Source organism: Moritella sp. F3, from assembly GCF_015082335.1.
Lineage (GTDB): Bacteria > Pseudomonadota > Gammaproteobacteria > Enterobacterales > Moritellaceae > Moritella.
In genome coordinates, this window is sequence record NZ_BLRL01000002.1 from 616683 (window position 1) to 632963 (window position 16281).

Sequence of the window (16281 nt, forward strand, 5' to 3'; positions counted from 1 at the left end):
CACAAAAGCGTAAATATCTTATCTGTAATCAACAAAAATTAACCAAACCGACCTCGGAACTTTACCTATTATGAGCCGTCTGACTATTTGCCATTGTTATCGGTTAATAATATGTTCTACTATGTTAACTAGATTTACTTAGTTTTCATCGCATAGGTCGTCAATTTGTATCTCAAAAAAATATTACGTGTAACCACTACCGCATTGTTTGTCGGCGCATTAGGCTTAATGAGTTCAGCGCAAGCGACAAATAAGCTTCCGGAAATCGGTACCGCCGGCGTTACCGCTTTATCTATCGACCAGGAACGCCAATATGGCGCAGCCTTTATCAAAGTCGCACGTGGATCTTTTCCAATGGTCAGCGATCCGGTCCTACAAGAGTACATTGCCGAATTAGGGGCTAAATTAATTAGCCAAACCGATTCAGTGCGCTTTCCGTTTAACTTCTTCCTGATCAAAGATGATGAAATTAATGCCGCGGCTTTTCTCGGTGGTTATGTCAAAGTGCATACAGGGTTATTCTTATATGCCGAAAACGAATCAGAATTTGCTTCGGTGATTGCCCATGAGATTTCACATATTACCCAACGTCACCTGGCGCGTAGCCTCGAGGCACAAGCAGGTAACAGCCAGTTAACCGTGGCAGGTTTAGTCGGTGCAGTATTATTAGGCATCGCCAATCCAGTGGCAGGTATCGCCATGTTACAAACGACCGTGGCCATCAACGCGCAATCTTCGATTAACTATACTCGCGCCAATGAATTTGAAGCCGATCGAATTGGTATTCAGGTAATGGCAAACGCCGGTTACGACCCTGCTGCTATGTCGACATTCTTCGGTAAATTAGCTGAACAATACCGCTTTAGCTCAACACCGCCACAAATGTTAATCACTCACCCATTGCCAACCACCCGTATCACTGAAGCGCGTGACAGAGCCGCACTGTACCCAAATCGTTATTATCAGCCAAGTCTTGACTATCAATTAGCGAAAGCGCGTATTCAAGTCCGTTACGGTACTTTAAAGCCGAAACAAGCACTGCAATTCTTTGAGCATCAACTTAAAGCCAAAAAATTCATCTTAAAAGATGCCACGCTATATGGCCAGGCACTGGCGTTGATACAATTAAAAAAGAATGCTGAAGCTAAAAAAATTGTTAACGAGCTGGCGAGCAAGCAACCCAATAATTTGTTTTATCTTGATACCCTGACTGATATCGATCTCGCCCTCAAAAACAATGATGAGGCAATCGCCCGCTTACAAAAAGCCAATAATCGATATAATAACAACCCAGTGACAACCATCAATTTAGCGGTAGCCCTACAGCAAGATAAACAATATAAACCGGCGAAAAAACTAATTCGAGATTATCTACGCAGCAATGAAACAGATATGATCGCGCTAAGTATTTATATTGATTTACTACGCCAAACAGATGATAACGTCAAAATGTATGTACAACGTGCTAACTTAGCGCAACTCAGAGCGAACTATCCCAAGGCCCTGAACGAATTACAGTCTGCACGAACCGTCGCCACCAGTTCGGCTGATATCGCGCGCATTGATGCACACATGGAACAAGTGGAATTAGAAAAGCAAGAAATGCAGGCATTGCAAAACTAGCCAAGGGACAGGAAAACAGGCAAAATGGGGACTTTAAGGATCCCCATTTGTTTTAAGTCTTGTTTTAAGGAATAGGCCAAGCCATGACTAGTGTCACTATTTATCATAATCCGCGTTGCTCTAAAAGCCGCCAAACACTTGCACTATTAGAAGAACAAGGTGTTACACCAAGCATCGTAAAATACCTCGAAACACCACCTTCAGCTGCAGAGCTACAGGAAATCCTGACTTTACTCGCATTAGCACCACGTCAATTAATGCGTATAAAAGAAGCTGAATATAAAGCACTGGGTTTAGACGACGAAAGCTTATCTACGGATGCATTGATTGCCGCTATGATCGCAACACCTAAGCTCATTGAACGCCCAATCGTATTAGCGAATGGCAAAGCTGCAATTGGCCGTCCTCCTGAAAATGTTTTGGCAATTCTTTAATAACGGCAAACAATTCTTTAACAACGAGCAAATAATGCAAACGACTCCAACAACACTAGAAACACAAAAACGTATTAAACAATATCGATTCTTAGGTCTATTTGGCTACTTCGGTCTGATCATACTGATGTTTGTATGGCAACTGTGGTTAACACCTGAAAGAGTACAAGATCATACGCAATCGCAAGCACTAGCTGAACTAACTGCGATGGCTGACGTGAACCCAGAATTATTACCCCAGGTTGAAGCCGAAAAACAAAAATGGCTAGAGCGCCAAGCAGCGCACGAATCAAATCCATTAGCAAAAGCTTTTATTTGGATCTTGCCTTTATTAATTCCATTCTACGGATTAGTCAAAGGTAAACCTTATACTGCGGCTTGGAGTAATTTCGTCGTAATGATCTATTACATGCATTCATTAACGATCATGTATACAGATCCAGATGAACGTTACCTTGCGATCTTAGAGTTTGCTTTAGCTAACTGTATGCTGTTTGGTAATGGTATTTACGCACGTATGCAAGGCAAAGAACTCGGCTTAGGGCTGGACAAACTCAAGGTCGTTATGGCTGAAGAGAAAGAACGAGAAGAAGCACACAAAGCGCGAAATAAAGACTAATTTAGCTTAGCGTCATTCAGATAACAAAAAGGAAATAGTGTCATCGAACCTATTTCCTTTTTTTATGCCTAATGAAACTAGCTTACAGCCATTGAGAGACAATTTACCTATAGTAGCCTATAGAGAAAGCGTTTCTTTTACAAAAGGGATCGTGAGTCGACGCTGGGCACTAATTGACGCATTGTCTAATCGATCAAGCGTAGAAATAAGCGTTTTCATATCCCGAGACGAGCGGTTAAGCAGAAAACGGCCGACATCAACAGGTAGCTTTAATCCCCTAAACTCAGCACGTAATTGCAATGCAGCTAATTTGCCATCATCATCAAGTAACTGCAATTGATAGCTCACGCCCCAATCCAACCTTGATAATAGATCTGGTAATTCAATACCTAAGTGTCGCGCTGCACTGTTACCCGTGACAATAAGTGATCCAGGGTTATCTTGATCATGGCTATCACGCCAGCGATTGTAAAAGTTAAATAGTGCAACTTCCCACTCGCGGATCCCGGCGATCAATTCAATATTATCGATACACACCATATCAAGATGTTCCATACCATCTAATACAGACGGTGACATCATGGCAGACATTTCCATCGGTAAGTAGGCAGCAGAACGATCGGAATCAGTACATTCTGTACAGGTAGCGTGAAGTAAATGAGAGGTGCCCGAGCTTCGATTACCAAATAGATAAATAAATGGATCACCGTCGCCTACAGCTGCATTTTTTAACGCTGTCAGTAGTTGGACATTAGCACCGGGATAAAAACTTGCGAAAGTTTCACCATCGGGCAATTGTACTGGTAGAGAAAGTTGTGCTGGAGTGTTCAATATCACCCTTTCATACAATCATAAGATTAGTGTGGCCATTGTAGCACCTCAATGGCCGATAGAGAACGGCTAGTAAAAGATCACAATATAAAATTGCTTAATTAATCGCATTCCACTGGAAATTCATATCATCAAACACATTTTTGCTGCCTTGGATCCGTTGATCTAATGATAATTCCATTAAAAGATCTTCCTGAGTACCGAGTAAGACTAATTTTAATTGGATGCTTGAGCCTGACACCGTTTCAAGATCCACTTGCGCCACAGCAGACAATGCCGAGAACATCTCGATTAACTTAGCGTAGTCAGTAATGCCGTTGATCGCATCAACATTAAAATACACCACTTCATTATTGCCAGAAGCCTTAACACTATAACGCTCACCAAGGTGATCCGCTAAACGCGAGCTCAGCTTTGTCCCCATCTCAGATAACTCACCTTGATCACTATCAGTTAACCAAATTTCATATGCTTCGTTAGTATTATTGCGACCATATAAACTCCAGTTAAGTTTATAATCATCTTGTTGTTTAATGATTTTAGCAATAATATAATTATCCGCAGCATAGCGCGTCGATGCTAATTCAACAGGATCTGTAAACAGCCCCCACAAATCGCTACTACTCACTTGCAATTGATCATCAAGATCCATCACCGGAAATAGCACTGGCACACCACGTTTATTCGCTTGCTCTTTAATCGCACTGATAAAGTCAGCATAGTCAGTATCGCTTTCACCTTTAACACTACGGCTAAAGTCTTCATCAACAACTAACCAAAGTATTTGTTGTGGCCGGTTCTGACTCCACACTCCAAATTCACTGCTGCGTAATAAACGATTTACTTTTTTCTCATTAAAGCTAACGTGTAAATGACGCTCGCCATCAATACTCTCTTGAGATTGCTTAACTAAATATTCACGCGCCCTAATTAGGGTTTTCTTGATCATGGGATCTTTCGCAATCAAAGGATTACCAGATACTTTGACCAACACTTCAGCCAGCGCTAGTTTTTGTAAGTCACGATTAGATTGTGCGTCAACAGCAACGACTGATGATGAATACAGATTAGCAACTTCAACCGCGCTAGCAGCAAGTGGCGTAAGAGACATTAATGATAATAAAACAGGGAGTAAACGTTTCATACAATCCTTTCCAAGAATAACGTGATGACTCACATTGATATTTTGATAATACCATAGCCATCTCGATTAATTTAACTGAAATCATAACCACACCTAAATTAGCAATATAGGTAAACCTTAGCCATACTAAATATCAATGAGTTAGATAAAATATAGAGGGGCTAAATCATGGTGAATAAAAGCGTAGAAAATGATAGATACATTAATATAAATATTGAACAGATATATTTACTACATATCTTGTTAGTTTGGGGCGGGTATTTAACTGGAGATCAAATTGAATAACATACAGACATCGTGACGATGTCTGTATTACTCCACTAACGGAACCAAATAAGATCCCGTCATATCGAGCAAGCTATCTTTTTACTTTATTTAGTACCAAAGATCTTATCGCCAGCGTCACCAAGACCTGGAACGATGTAACCTTTTTCGTCTAAACGCTCATCAATAGATGCAGTGTAAAGCTCGATATTTGGATGTGCTTCTTCTAACGCTTTTAGACCTTCTGGTGCAGCAACAAGTACAAGTACTTTAATGCGCTTACAACCTTTCGCTTTTAATAGGTCTAATGTTGCGATCATAGAACCGCCAGTTGCTAACATAGGATCAACAACAATCGCTAAACGTTCATCAATGCTGTGAACGATTTTTTCGAAATAAGGAACCGCTTCTAGCGTTTCTTCATCACGGTAAATACCAACAACACTTACACGTGCGCTTGGCATATGTTCTAACACACCATCCATCATGCCTAAACCAGCACGAAGAATTGGCACTACAGTTACTTTTTTACCTTTGATTTGATCAACGGTAACATCGCCATTCCAGCCATCAATAGTTTTCTGTTCTAGTTCTAAATCAGCCGTTGCTTCATAAGTAAGTAAGCTACCCACTTCTGTTGCTAGTTCACGAAAACGTTTAGTGCTGATATCAGCAGCGCGCATTAAACCCAATTTATGACGTACTAAAGGATGTTTAACTTCAACAACTTTCATGGAATCTCCTAATAAAATCAAAGTAACTACGATACAAAAACGCGCAATATTACCAATAATGGCACTATAATGATAGCTTATTCCAAGGAAAAGCCTGAGTTAAGAATAAAATCAATTAGCAGGTCAAACAAGCCATAATATTGTTTCTATTCTGTGGGTAAAGTTGTTAACATGGCGGCGATTTTTTAATCCAATTGATACGATTAGTTTGTGAGGGATCCAGTGAGCAACCAAAATACTTCTCTAAGTTATAAAGATGCAGGCGTTGATATCGACGCAGGTAATGCATTAGTAGAACGCATTAAAGGTGTAGCGAAAAAAACTAAACGCCCAGAAGTTATGGGTGGACTAGGTGGCTTCGGCGCTCTTTGCCAATTACCTACTGGTTATAAAGAACCAGTGTTGGTCGCAGGAACAGACGGTGTAGGAACGAAACTACGCCTCGCTATCGATTTAGCTAAATATGATACGGTAGGTATCGATTTAGTTGCTATGTGTGTAAACGACCTTATTGTACAAGGTGCTGAACCACTATTCTTCTTAGATTACTATGCAACAGGCAAGCTAGATGTAGATGTAGCTACAGCTGTTGTTACCGGTATCGGCGAAGGTTGTTTATTATCTGGTTGTGCGTTAACAGGCGGTGAAACTGCTGAAATGCCAGGTATGTACGACGGTAAAGATTTTGACATTGCTGGCTTCTGCGTTGGCATTGTAGATAAAGAAAACATCATCGACGGCACTAAAGTTGCTGCGGGTGATAAACTGATTGCTTTAGGATCGAGTGGCCCTCACTCGAACGGCTATTCTTTAGTGCGTAAAATCCTTGAAGTATCAAAAGAAGATCCAAGTCAAGCATTTGGTGATTCAACACTAGGTGATACGCTTCTAACGCCTACTAACATCTATGTTAAGTCTGTGCTAGCTGTGCTGAAAGAGTGTGAAGTTCACGCTTTATCACACATCACTGGTGGTGGTTTCTGGGAAAATATTCCACGTGTACTACCAGCACTAACTAAAGCTATTGTAGATGAAAGTAGCTGGCAGTGGCCTGAAATTTTCAACTGGTTACAAGAGAAAGGTAACGTTGAACGTACAGAAATGTACCGTACGTTTAACTGTGGTGTTGGTATGGTTATTGCTCTACCAGAAGCACAAGTTGAAAAAGCACTTGAAATCTTCACCGCCCATGGCGAAAATGCATGGTTAATCGGTGAAATTGCAAACGCTGCAGAAAATGAAGAACAAGTAGAGATAAAATAATGTCTAAACAAGCATCTATCGTAGTATTAGTTTCTGGTAATGGTAGTAATTTACAAACCATTCTAGATCAGTGCGAACAAGGTTCTATTAACGGTAAAGTAACTGCCGTCTTTAGTAACAAAAGTACAGCCTATGGCCTAGAGCGAGCGCAACAAGCTGGTGTGGACGCAATATCACTGGCTCAAGGTGATTTTGCTGACCGCGCTGCATTTGATGCAGAGCTAATGACACAAATAGATCAATACCAACCCGATCTTATTGTGTTAGCAGGTTATATGCGTATTTTGAGTGATAACTTTGTTCAGCATTATGCTGGCAAGATGCTGAATATACATCCTTCTCTATTACCTAAATATCCAGGTTTAGATACGCATCAACGCGCTATGGATAATGGCGATGAAGAGCATGGAGCATCAGTACATTTTGTTACGCCAGAGCTAGACGCAGGTCCAGTAATCTTGCAAGCAAAAGTACCGGTATTTACAGAAGATGACATCGAAGAGTTGAGTTCACGAGTACATACTCAAGAACACATGATCTACCCGATGGTTATCCAATGGTTCTGTGCTGGACGCCTTGCTATGACAAATGGCAAAGCCGTTCTTGATGGTGAAGTATTAGCTGAAAGCGGCTACGCTGCGGACTAAGTTAATATCCTAATCCTAGATAATAAAAAGCCTTTATCGCATCTCTGCATAAAGGCTTTTTTTATGAACTTTTTATAAACTTTTTATAAACTTTTTATAAAAAGAATAGCGTAATGGCTTAAACGTTGGTCATCATAATATCACCACGGCAGAATACACAGTATTCACCCGGCTGCATTTTATGCCACACTTCATTATCCGTCAGCGGTTGCGTCGCAATAATAGCAACAACATCAGAATCGGACGTTTCATTCTCAAAGTTAATTTCAACATTCTCATCAATTAACTGCGCATGACCAAACGGTGCTTCACGAATAATATGATGTAAATTATTGGTACAGTAGGCAAAAACAAAATCGCCATCTGTTAATAATAAATTAAATACGCCTAACGCTCTTAACTGATCGCATAAACTCGCAATAAAACGAAATACTGGCTTCATATCATCAGGCTTAATTGGAAATTTTTTACTTACTTCCTGTAATATCCAGCAGTATGCTAATTCACTGTCGGTTTCACCGATCGGCGTATAAAAACCAGTTGCTAAACCTTGATAGTCAGTTAGTTGACCATTATGTGCATAAGTCCAATTTTTACCCCAAAATTCACGGGTAAAAGGATGGGTATTCTCTAATGCAACACCACCCCGATTAGCTTGGCGAATATGCGAAATTACCGCTTGGCTTTTAATCGGGTAGTTTTTGACTAATTGTGCGACTTTTGATTCACAGCTTGGCTTTGGATCACGGAAAGTACGGCAACCCTTGCCTTCATAAAAAGTAATTCCCCAACCATCAGAATGTGGTCCAGTCTTACCCCCACGCTGCATCAGCCCAGAAAAACTAAAACAAATGTCGGTAGGCACATTTGCGCTCATACCTAATAATTCACACATATACTGATAACTTCACTTTTATGGCTTACAACATTAACCCGAAAGGCTAAACTCATTTCATTCATCTTATTCTACGTATTGCCAAGCAACTGTCTATGGCAAATAACGCTATAACACGCACAATTATGCAATATCATATAGCCAATAGGCCTAAATTAATCAGCATAGCCCATCATTTTTTCAACTAACTGAATCAATAAGTGGATCACTTTAATGTGGATCTCTTGAATGCGGTCTGCATAACCAAAGTGTGGTACGCGGATTTCAATATCTGCGATCCCCGCCATTTTCCCGCCATCTTTACCCGTTAATGCAATCGTCTTCATACCTTTGGCTTTCGCTGCCGCAAATGCATTTAAGACATTTTGTGAATTGCCGCTGGTGCTAAGCCCTAATAACACATCGCCTTTTTGGCCAATACCTTCAACATAACGTGAAAATACATATTCATAACCAAAGTCATTACTCACGCAAGACATATGGCTCACATCAGAAATAGCGATGCCCGGCATTGCGGGACGATTTTCACGATAGCGACCTGATAACTCTTCAGCAAAATGCATAGCATCGCAATGTGAGCCGCCATTACCGCAAGATAATACTTTGCCACCCGCTTTAAATGAATCAGCTAATAATGCCGCTGCGGCTTCTATACTTTCGCCATTTTTTGGGTCTGCTAAAAAATCATTTAAAACTTGTGCTGCTTCGACTAATTCTTGCTGAATTAAGCCCTGATAATTTGTCATTTATTATCGCCTCTCTGCCTAAAATATATTTCTATAATAGTACTATTGTTTCACAAATTTATGTACCTGTATCACCCATATAAATAAAAGGTTACGCATAACCAAAAATAAGCTTAAGGTATGAAAAAATGCATAGTTAACACCCACTTAGTACCCACTTATGAGTAATTAAAAGTCCAATTTCTTGACCGATCTGACCTAAAATAAAAGTAAATCGGCAATTAAATTACCAAGCCAACAAGGCTATTATCGGTGAACACTTGTAAACCCAATGGGGCAAAAACAAGCGTTTAGTTACAGGTTCTATAATTACTATGTCAATTGCATGTAAAAAACTTGCTAATTTAATAATTTTCAACTAGAACTAATACACAAACCAGTCTTCTGGTCTGACCTCTGACTTTGCTATTTAGTTGCGTAATGAAAGGAGAAAATCATGGCAACCACAATTTCACTCTTAGCCTTAGTGGCAATATTTGGTACATTATCTTACCAAAGAGCATCATTAGCTGCCTTTACTGGTGCATTTTTTATTGCACTTGCAGCCGTTTCATATTTCGGTGATGTGCCGTTAGCTATTTGGATAATAACCGCTGTAATTGCGATACCGTTAAATATCACGAGTATTCGTCAAGGCTATCTAACAGCGCCAATCTTAAAAGGTTTCCGTAAAATAATGCCGGAAATGTCTCAAACAGAGACTGAAGCATTAGAGGCCGGTACCACTTGGTGGGATGCTGACCTATTCAGCGGTAAGCCAAATTGGGAAAAACTTCACAACGTTCCAGCACCTGCACTAACAGCTGAAGAACGCGCTTTCCTTGATGGTCCAGTTGAAGAAGCATGTCGTATGGCTGATGAGTTTGATATCACTCATAACCGTGCAGACTTACCTCCAGAACTGTGGGAATTCCTTAAAACTAAGGGTTTCTTCGCTATGATCATCAAGAAAAAATACGGTGGTCTAGAATTCTCTGCATTAGCACAATCGATGGTACTGCAAAAACTAACTGGCTCAAGCGCTGTTATGGCGAGCACAGTTGGTGTACCTAACTCATTAGGACCTGGTGAATTACTGCAACACTATGGTACTAAAGAGCAACAAGATTACTACCTTCCTCGTCTTGCTATTGGTGATGAAATTCCATGTTTCGCACTAACAAGCCCTGAAGCGGGTTCTGATGCAGGCGCAATCCCTGATTTCGGTATCGTCTGTAAAGGTGAATTCGAAGGTAAAGAAGTTCTGGGTATGAAACTTACTTGGAACAAACGTTATATTACACTTGCACCTGTTGCGACGGTACTTGGTCTTGCGATTAAACTACGCGATCCAGATGGTCTACTGGGTGACAAAGAAGACATCGGTATTACTTGTGCGCTTATCCCTACGGATATCCCAGGTGTTGAGACGGGTCGTCGTCACTTCCCACTTAACTTACCATTCCAAAATGGTCCAACTAAAGGTAACGAAGTATTCGTACCATTAGACTTCATTATCGGTGGTCCAGAGATGGCTGGTAAAGGCTGGAGCATGCTAGTTGAATGTCTATCTGTTGGTCGTGGTATTACATTACCTTCATGTTCTGCTGGTGCAGTTAAGCTAGCAGCACTGGGCATGGGTTCTTACACTGCTATCCGTCGTCAATTTAAAGTTGCGATTGGTAAAATGGAAGGTATCGAAGAGCCACTAGCACGTATTGGTGGTAATGCTTACCTAATGGGCGCAGCATCAACACTAACAACAAGTGCAATTGATTTAGGTGAAAAACCATCAGTAATCACTGCGATTGTGAAAATGCATTTAACAGACCGAGCGCAGAAATGTGCAATCGATGCAATGGACATCTCAGGTGGTAAAGGTATCTGTCTTGGTCCAAACAACATGGCAGGTCGTGGTTACCAGGCTGCGCCAGTGGCAATTACAGTAGAAGGTGCAAACATTCTTACTCGTAACCTGATCATTTATGGTCAAGGCGCAATCCGCTGTCATCCGTTCGTATTACCTGAATTAACTGCAGCAGCACTTGAAGATCATAAAAAAGGTCTACAAGACTTTGATGCAGCACTGTTCGGTCATATCGGCTTTGCAATGTCTAACTTCTTCCGTTCATTCGTAATGGGTGTGACTAACGGTAAAGGTTCTGCAGCACCATTTAAAGATGAAACGGCACAGTACTATCAACAGATGAACCGTTTAAGTGCAAACTTAGCGTTCTTATCAGATGTTGCAATGGGCGTTCTAGGTGGTGATCTTAAACGTAAAGAACGTGTTTCTGCACGTTTAGGTGATATCTTAAGTCAACTGTACTTGTCATCTGCTACGTTGAAACGTTTTGAAGATGAAGGTCGTCAAAAAGCTGATTTACCACTCGTACATTGGGCACTACAAGATTCATTATTCAAAGCTGAACAAGCGATTGATGAGTTATTACGTAACTTCCCTGTACGTGTTGTTGGTATTGCATTACGTGCGATGGTATTACCAGCAGGTACGCGTCTATCACGTCCTACTGATAAGCTAGACCATGTTGTTGCCGGTTTACTACAAGTTCCTTCTGAAACGCGTAGTCGCCTAGCAACAGATATGTACCTTACTGAAGAAGAAGGTAATCCTGTAGGCCTTCAAGAGAAAGCCTTAAGAGACGTTATCGTAGCAGACCCTATCTTCACCCGTGTTTGTAAAGAGAACGGTGTTAAACAAGCATTTATCTATCTTGATAAGTTTGCTGATATCGCACTTGCTAACAAGCAAATCACGGCTGATGAAGCAGAGTTACTGAAAGTTGCAGAGGAAGGTCGTCTACGTACGATTAACGTTGATGACTTTGATCCTGAAGTACTTGCTGCTGATAAATCATTAGTTAACCAACTAAATGGTGACTGGCGTGCACGTGCAAATGGCACAGTTAAACCAGCTAAAAATAAAAAAGCAAAAACTGAAGCGGTTGCTTAACGGTTTATTGCATAACAGGTAGCGATTAATCGCCACCTACAAAAATGCCACTGTTATCATTGATGACAGTGGCATTTTTTATTCAAGACTTTTATTTATTACGTTTCGCTTAGATTTTATTTTCAATCTGTAAGCATAGCCGCAACAATATGCCTTAAGCGTCTAGCAATGTTTTAGCTAAAGTACGGATACCATGGCCTTTCGCGCCAACAGCCCATAAATCATTAGCTGCTTTTTGATAACAACCCGCTAAATCCAAATGCAACCAACCTTGCCCGTCTTCACGTACAAAGCGCGATAAAAATGCAGCTGCAGTCGATGCACCGGCACGGCCTTCACCAGCATGGATGTTCGCCATATCAGCAAAGCTTGATGGTAACTGCGTTTGATGCCATTTTTCTAAAGGCAGTTGCCATGCAAATTCATTTTCTGATTTCGCATTTGCTAATACTGAATTAACTAGGCCCTGATCAAAACCAAATAGCGCATTATAATCACGTCCTAATGCCATCTTAGCTGCACCCGTTAGTGTCGCTGCATCAATCAAGCGTTGTGGCGTGTTCTCTTCAGCGGCAAGTAAACCGTCAGCCAATACTAAGCGGCCTTCAGCATCGGTATTAAGCACTTCTACAGTGATGTCATTTTTGTACTTGATGATGTCGCCCAGTTTAAAGGCATTGCTGCTAATCATGTTTTCAGCGCAGCATAAGAATAGCTGTACGCGCTGGTTTAACCCTTGGCTTATTGCTAATGCTAGCGCGCCAGTCAATGTCGCAGCGCCGCCCATATCACTCTTCATTACAGCCATGCCATCAGAAGGTTTAATGCTGTAGCCGCCCGAGTCAAACGTAATACCCTTGCCCACTAGTGCTGTCGCGACTGGCGCATCGGCGTCACCGCTTGGGTTAAAATCCAGTTGTAACATCGCTGGCGGATGCTGACTGCCACGACCGACAGTATGAATACCCGTAAAGCCATGCGTTAATAGCTCTTCACCAGCAATAATTTTGTAGGTAATCGCTTCTGGTGCCAGTTGTAACAATAAATCAGCTGCACTTTGCGCTAGCTTAACTGGGTACATTTCTTCAGCATCGGTATTAATGGTTTTACGTACCCAATGGCTAGCTTTTTGAAAATCGGTGAACGCTTTCTTTTCAGTGCTGGTTACTGAATCTAAGCCAAAGCAGGCCTGCTGCGTTTCTTTGGCAGTGTAATAACCTTGGTCAAATGCAATGCGTAATGCCGTATTCCATAACTCGCCTTGCAAGGTTACTTTAGCGATGCCTTGATTCGACAATTTACGTGCTGCTCGCTGCACTTGTAATGCACTGTCTGCACCAAGATCAGCCAGGTGGATTGATGCAACACCTGCATTAAAACTCACTAATGCATTATTGCCCCAGAAGCTGTCAGCGGGAGTTAGAGTTAACTCAACGCTCATGAAATCCTTCATTTAATATCCTTTATTTTGACGTGTAAGCAATACATTATGTTATATATCACCTGACTTAGCTTTCATATTAACAAGTTAAAGCACAAAAAAAAGCCCATAATCAGCGTTATGCTAACTATGGGCTTTTTCTGTATTAAATAAACATCGTTAATATTCATCAATCCAAGCAAGCATGACAGCTTCAAGTACACGTTCACCACAATGATTGGGATCATCGGTAAAATCGTCTAGTTCAATAATCATCTTGCGTAAATCAGTGAATCTAACTTGCTGCGGATCTTGCTCTGGATATTGTTCGAAAAGTTCGATTGCAATATCTCTGCTATCCGACCATGCTAATGCCATAAGACCTCTCTAAAAGTAACATTCAGTTATGACTAACCTATTGTTACTTTCAGTTTAGTTGCCTTAAGCTATTTATGCGCGGCCTTTAAGCGTAAAACAAGACTGCAAGCCAATTGCTATTAATGGCTTTCAGAAACCATGTTTAACGTATACTTAGGAATTTCAACAACCAGATCTTTATCCGCTACAGCTGCTTGGCAACCTAAACGAGAATCCGGTTCTAAACCCCATGCTTTATCTAACATGTCGTCTTCAAGCTCATCACTTTCTTCCAATGAGTCAAAGCCTTCACGTACAATCACATGACACGTAGTACAGGCACATGATTTCTCACAAGCGTGTTCAATGATAATTTTATTGCGAAGCGCAACATCAAGGATCGTTTCACCCTTCTCAACGTCTACAGATAGACCTTCAGGACATAGTTCTTCATGAGGTAAAAATATAACTTTTGGCATTTCTTAGACCTTATCTACCGACTGACCCTGCAACGCTTTACGGATTGATGCATCCATACGACGAGCAGCAAAATCTTGTGTTAATTTATCGACTGTTTCAATTTCTTTTTCAATTGCATCTCTATCGTCACCTTGACGGATCTTATAAAGTGCTTGAATCGCATTTTCAATGACCGATTGCTCTGCGTCTGACAACAAGGCTTTACCATCTTGTTGTAAGGCTACGATTAGGCTTTCCATTACACGGTCAGCTTCTAATTGTTGCTCTGCTAACATACGCGCTGTTACATCTTCTTTCGCATACGTCATTGAATCTTTAAGCATGTTCGCCACTTCATCATCACTCAAACCATACGATGGTTTAACTTGAATAGATGCAGATACGCCTGATGATTTTTCCATAGCAGAAACACTTAACAAACCATCCGCATCAACCTGGAACGTCACACGTATATGTGCAGCGCCAGCAGCCATTGGTGGTATACCTGTTAATGAGAAACGCGCTAATGAGCGGCAATCAGTCACTAATTCACGTTCGCCTTGCAGTACGTGAATTGTCATTGCTGTTTGACCGTCTTTAAACGTAGTAAACTCTTGTGCACGCGCGACAGGAATAGTCGTGTTACGAGGGATCACTTTTTCAACTAAGTTACCCATGGTTTCAAGACCAAGTGACAATGGCGTTACGTCGAGTAATAACAACTCTGAATCAGGTTTATTACCCACTAATACGTCGGCCTGGATCGCTGCGCCAACTGCCACAACTTTATCAGGGTTAATGCTCGTTAACGGCTGTTGAGCAAAGAACTCACCCACTTTCTCTCGCACTAATGGGACTCTTGTAGAGCCGCCAACCATCACGACTTCCAGTACGTCTTCTTTGCTGATTTCAGCATCTTTTAATGAACGACGACATGCAAGTAGAGTACGTTTAACAAGAGGCTGAATAAGCGCTTCAAACGTTACACGGCTTAATGAGCCCTGCCAATCAACGGCATCTAATGACAGCGTGATATCAACACTATCAATATCTGTTAGTGCTTGTTTTGCTTGTTTCGCTTGGTTTAATAACAAACGCTGCATTGCTAACGGTTGCTCACCAACAAGCCCAGCTTCAGCAGAGATCCAATCTGCAACTAAATGGTCAAAATCATCACCACCCAGCGCCGAATCACCACCTGTAGCTAGTACTTCGAATACGCCTTTATTCAGACGTAAAATAGAAATATCAAAGGTACCGCCACCAAGATCGTAAACCGCGATAACGCCTTCTTGACCAGCATCTAAGCCATATGCAATGGCTGCAGCTGTCGGTTCATTTAATAAACGTAATACATTCAAACCTGCGATATTTGCTGCATCTTTCGTACCTTGACGCTGTGCATCATCAAAGTAAGCAGGCACAGTAATCACCACACCATTAAGCTCACCAGCCAAAGACTCGGTGGCACGCGTAGCTAAAGTTTTTAGTATTTCTGCAGAAACTTGAACCGGATTAAGTTCACCTGCTACCGTTTTAATTAACGGTTGGCCAGATGCCGATTCAATCAGTACGTTAGGAATACGCGCAGCATCAATATCTGTAAATGCTTTGCCCATTAAACGCTTTACCGATGAGATGGTATTCTCAGGGTCGGTTACGGCTTGCTCTGCAGCAAGATCACCTACAATAATCGCATCGGCAGTATAACGAACTACTGATGGTAAAATATCGTGACCAGCGTTATTGACTAACGTGATTGCACTGCCACTACGGACACTTGCCACTAATGAATTAGTCGTACCAAGATCAATGCCGACTGCAAGTTTATGCTCATGAGGTGCTGCCGATTGACCCGGTTCAGCAATTTGAAGTAATGCCATGTTTTAGGT

The 16281-nt window shown here is 41.4% G+C and carries 15 protein-coding genes; 6 read left to right on the forward strand and 9 right to left on the reverse strand.

The window, feature by feature from the left end; translation table 11 throughout:
• Positions 1-165 precede the first annotated feature (165 nt).
• The 3 genes from JFU56_RS05850 to JFU56_RS05860 all read left to right on the forward strand — a co-directional run bounded on the left by JFU56_RS05850 (position 166) and on the right by JFU56_RS05860 (position 2676).
• Positions 166-1623: a M48 family metalloprotease gene (locus tag JFU56_RS05850; protein ID WP_198436325.1), complete on the forward strand. Its 1458-nt coding sequence runs from the start codon at positions 166-168 to the stop codon at positions 1621-1623.
• Positions 1624-1706: 83 nt separating this feature from the next.
• Entirely contained in the window at positions 1707-2057 is a 351-nt protein-coding gene (gene arsC, locus JFU56_RS05855) for an arsenate reductase (glutaredoxin) (RefSeq protein WP_198436326.1), read from the forward strand.
• Positions 2058-2091: 34 nt separating this feature from the next.
• Positions 2092-2676: a DUF2069 domain-containing protein gene (locus JFU56_RS05860; protein WP_198436327.1), complete on the forward strand. Its 585-nt coding sequence runs from the start codon at positions 2092-2094 to the stop codon at positions 2674-2676.
• Between the two features lie 117 nt (positions 2677-2793).
• Here JFU56_RS05860 and hda read toward each other — a convergent pair whose 3' ends face one another.
• The 3 genes from hda to upp form a co-directional block, all read right to left on the reverse strand.
• Complete coding sequence (gene hda / locus JFU56_RS05865) at positions 2794-3507, reverse strand: DnaA inactivator Hda (protein WP_198436328.1); 714 nt, start codon at positions 3505-3507, stop codon at positions 2794-2796.
• A 97-nt stretch (positions 3508-3604) separates the two neighbouring features.
• Positions 3605-4651 (reverse strand): DUF2066 domain-containing protein, encoded by a 1047-nt coding sequence (locus tag JFU56_RS05870; protein ID WP_198436329.1) that lies wholly within the window; start codon positions 4649-4651, stop codon positions 3605-3607.
• 371 nt (positions 4652-5022) lie between these two features.
• Positions 5023-5649, reverse strand: a complete 627-nt coding sequence (upp, locus tag JFU56_RS05875; protein WP_198436330.1) for a uracil phosphoribosyltransferase — start codon at positions 5647-5649, stop codon at positions 5023-5025.
• A 222-nt stretch (positions 5650-5871) separates the two neighbouring features.
• Here upp and purM point away from each other — a divergent pair, with 222 nt between their 5' ends.
• The gene (gene purM / locus JFU56_RS05880; RefSeq protein ID WP_198436331.1) at positions 5872-6912 is read left to right on the forward strand and encodes a phosphoribosylformylglycinamidine cyclo-ligase; all 1041 of its coding nucleotides are present in this window, start codon (positions 5872-5874) and stop codon (positions 6910-6912) included.
• Positions 6912-7559, forward strand: a complete 648-nt coding sequence (purN, locus tag JFU56_RS05885) for a phosphoribosylglycinamide formyltransferase (RefSeq protein ID WP_198436332.1) — start codon at positions 6912-6914, stop codon at positions 7557-7559. The genes purM and purN overlap by 1 nt, the downstream gene beginning before the upstream one ends.
• 118 nt (positions 7560-7677) lie before the next feature.
• On the opposite strand, the gene JFU56_RS05890 is transcribed toward purN, so the two are convergent.
• Together JFU56_RS05890 and lpcA are read right to left on the reverse strand one after the other, a co-directional pair.
• Positions 7678-8454, reverse strand: coding sequence for a class II glutamine amidotransferase (locus JFU56_RS05890; protein ID WP_198436333.1), 777 nt, complete (start codon positions 8452-8454; stop codon positions 7678-7680).
• 155 nt (positions 8455-8609) lie between these two features.
• On the reverse strand, positions 8610-9200 hold the full coding sequence (lpcA, locus tag JFU56_RS05895; RefSeq protein ID WP_198436334.1) for a D-sedoheptulose 7-phosphate isomerase: 591 nt from the start codon (positions 9198-9200) through the stop codon (positions 8610-8612).
• A 436-nt stretch (positions 9201-9636) separates the two neighbouring features.
• Between lpcA and fadE the strand changes: the two genes are divergently transcribed.
• Positions 9637-12153, forward strand: coding sequence for an acyl-CoA dehydrogenase FadE (gene fadE, locus JFU56_RS05900; RefSeq protein ID WP_198436335.1), 2517 nt, complete (start codon positions 9637-9639; stop codon positions 12151-12153).
• A 154-nt stretch (positions 12154-12307) separates the two neighbouring features.
• Here fadE and pepB read toward each other — a convergent pair whose 3' ends face one another.
• The 4 genes from pepB to hscA all read right to left on the reverse strand — a co-directional run bounded on the left by pepB (position 12308) and on the right by hscA (position 16272).
• Positions 12308-13606, reverse strand: coding sequence for an aminopeptidase PepB (pepB, locus tag JFU56_RS05905; RefSeq protein ID WP_198436336.1), 1299 nt, complete (start codon positions 13604-13606; stop codon positions 12308-12310).
• Positions 13607-13753: 147 nt separating this feature from the next.
• Positions 13754-13951 carry a Fe-S cluster assembly protein IscX gene (iscX, locus tag JFU56_RS05910; RefSeq protein ID WP_198436337.1) on the reverse strand — a complete coding sequence of 66 codons (198 nt, stop codon included), beginning with the start codon at positions 13949-13951 and terminating at the stop codon, positions 13754-13756.
• A gap of 119 nt (positions 13952-14070) precedes the next feature.
• Entirely contained in the window at positions 14071-14409 is a 339-nt protein-coding gene (fdx, locus tag JFU56_RS05915) for an ISC system 2Fe-2S type ferredoxin (protein ID WP_198436338.1), read from the reverse strand.
• A 3-nt stretch (positions 14410-14412) separates the two neighbouring features.
• A complete protein-coding gene (gene hscA / locus JFU56_RS05920; protein ID WP_198436339.1) occupies positions 14413-16272 on the reverse strand; it encodes a Fe-S protein assembly chaperone HscA in 1860 nt (619 codons plus the stop codon).
• Positions 16273-16281 lie beyond the last annotated feature (9 nt).

Bases quoted from the DNA above. Each gene is read 5' to 3' on its own strand.
- arsC (WP_198436326.1), top strand. From the start codon at position 1,707: ATGACTAGTGTCACTATTTATCATAATCCGCGTTGCTCTAAAAGCCGC.
- purN (WP_198436332.1), top strand. From the start codon at position 6,912: ATGTCTAAACAAGCATCTATCGTAGTATTAGTTTCTGGTAATGGTAGT.
- JFU56_RS05870 (WP_198436329.1), bottom strand. From the start codon at position 4,651: ATGAAACGTTTACTCCCTGTTTTATTATCATTAATGTCTCTTACGCCA.
- fadE (WP_198436335.1), top strand. From the start codon at position 9,637: ATGGCAACCACAATTTCACTCTTAGCCTTAGTGGCAATATTTGGTACA.
- pepB (WP_198436336.1), bottom strand. From the start codon at position 13,606: ATGAAGGATTTCATGAGCGTTGAGTTAACTCTAACTCCCGCTGACAGC.
- hscA (WP_198436339.1), bottom strand. From the start codon at position 16,272: ATGGCATTACTTCAAATTGCTGAACCGGGTCAATCGGCAGCACCTCAT.
- JFU56_RS05890 (WP_198436333.1), bottom strand. From the start codon at position 8,454: ATGTGTGAATTATTAGGTATGAGCGCAAATGTGCCTACCGACATTTGT.
- upp (WP_198436330.1), bottom strand. From the start codon at position 5,649: ATGAAAGTTGTTGAAGTTAAACATCCTTTAGTACGTCATAAATTGGGT.
- JFU56_RS05860 (WP_198436327.1), top strand. From the start codon at position 2,092: ATGCAAACGACTCCAACAACACTAGAAACACAAAAACGTATTAAACAA.
- iscX (WP_198436337.1), bottom strand. From the start codon at position 13,951: ATGGCATTAGCATGGTCGGATAGCAGAGATATTGCAATCGAACTTTTC.
- fdx (WP_198436338.1), bottom strand. From the start codon at position 14,409: ATGCCAAAAGTTATATTTTTACCTCATGAAGAACTATGTCCTGAAGGT.
- lpcA (WP_198436334.1), bottom strand. From the start codon at position 9,200: ATGACAAATTATCAGGGCTTAATTCAGCAAGAATTAGTCGAAGCAGCA.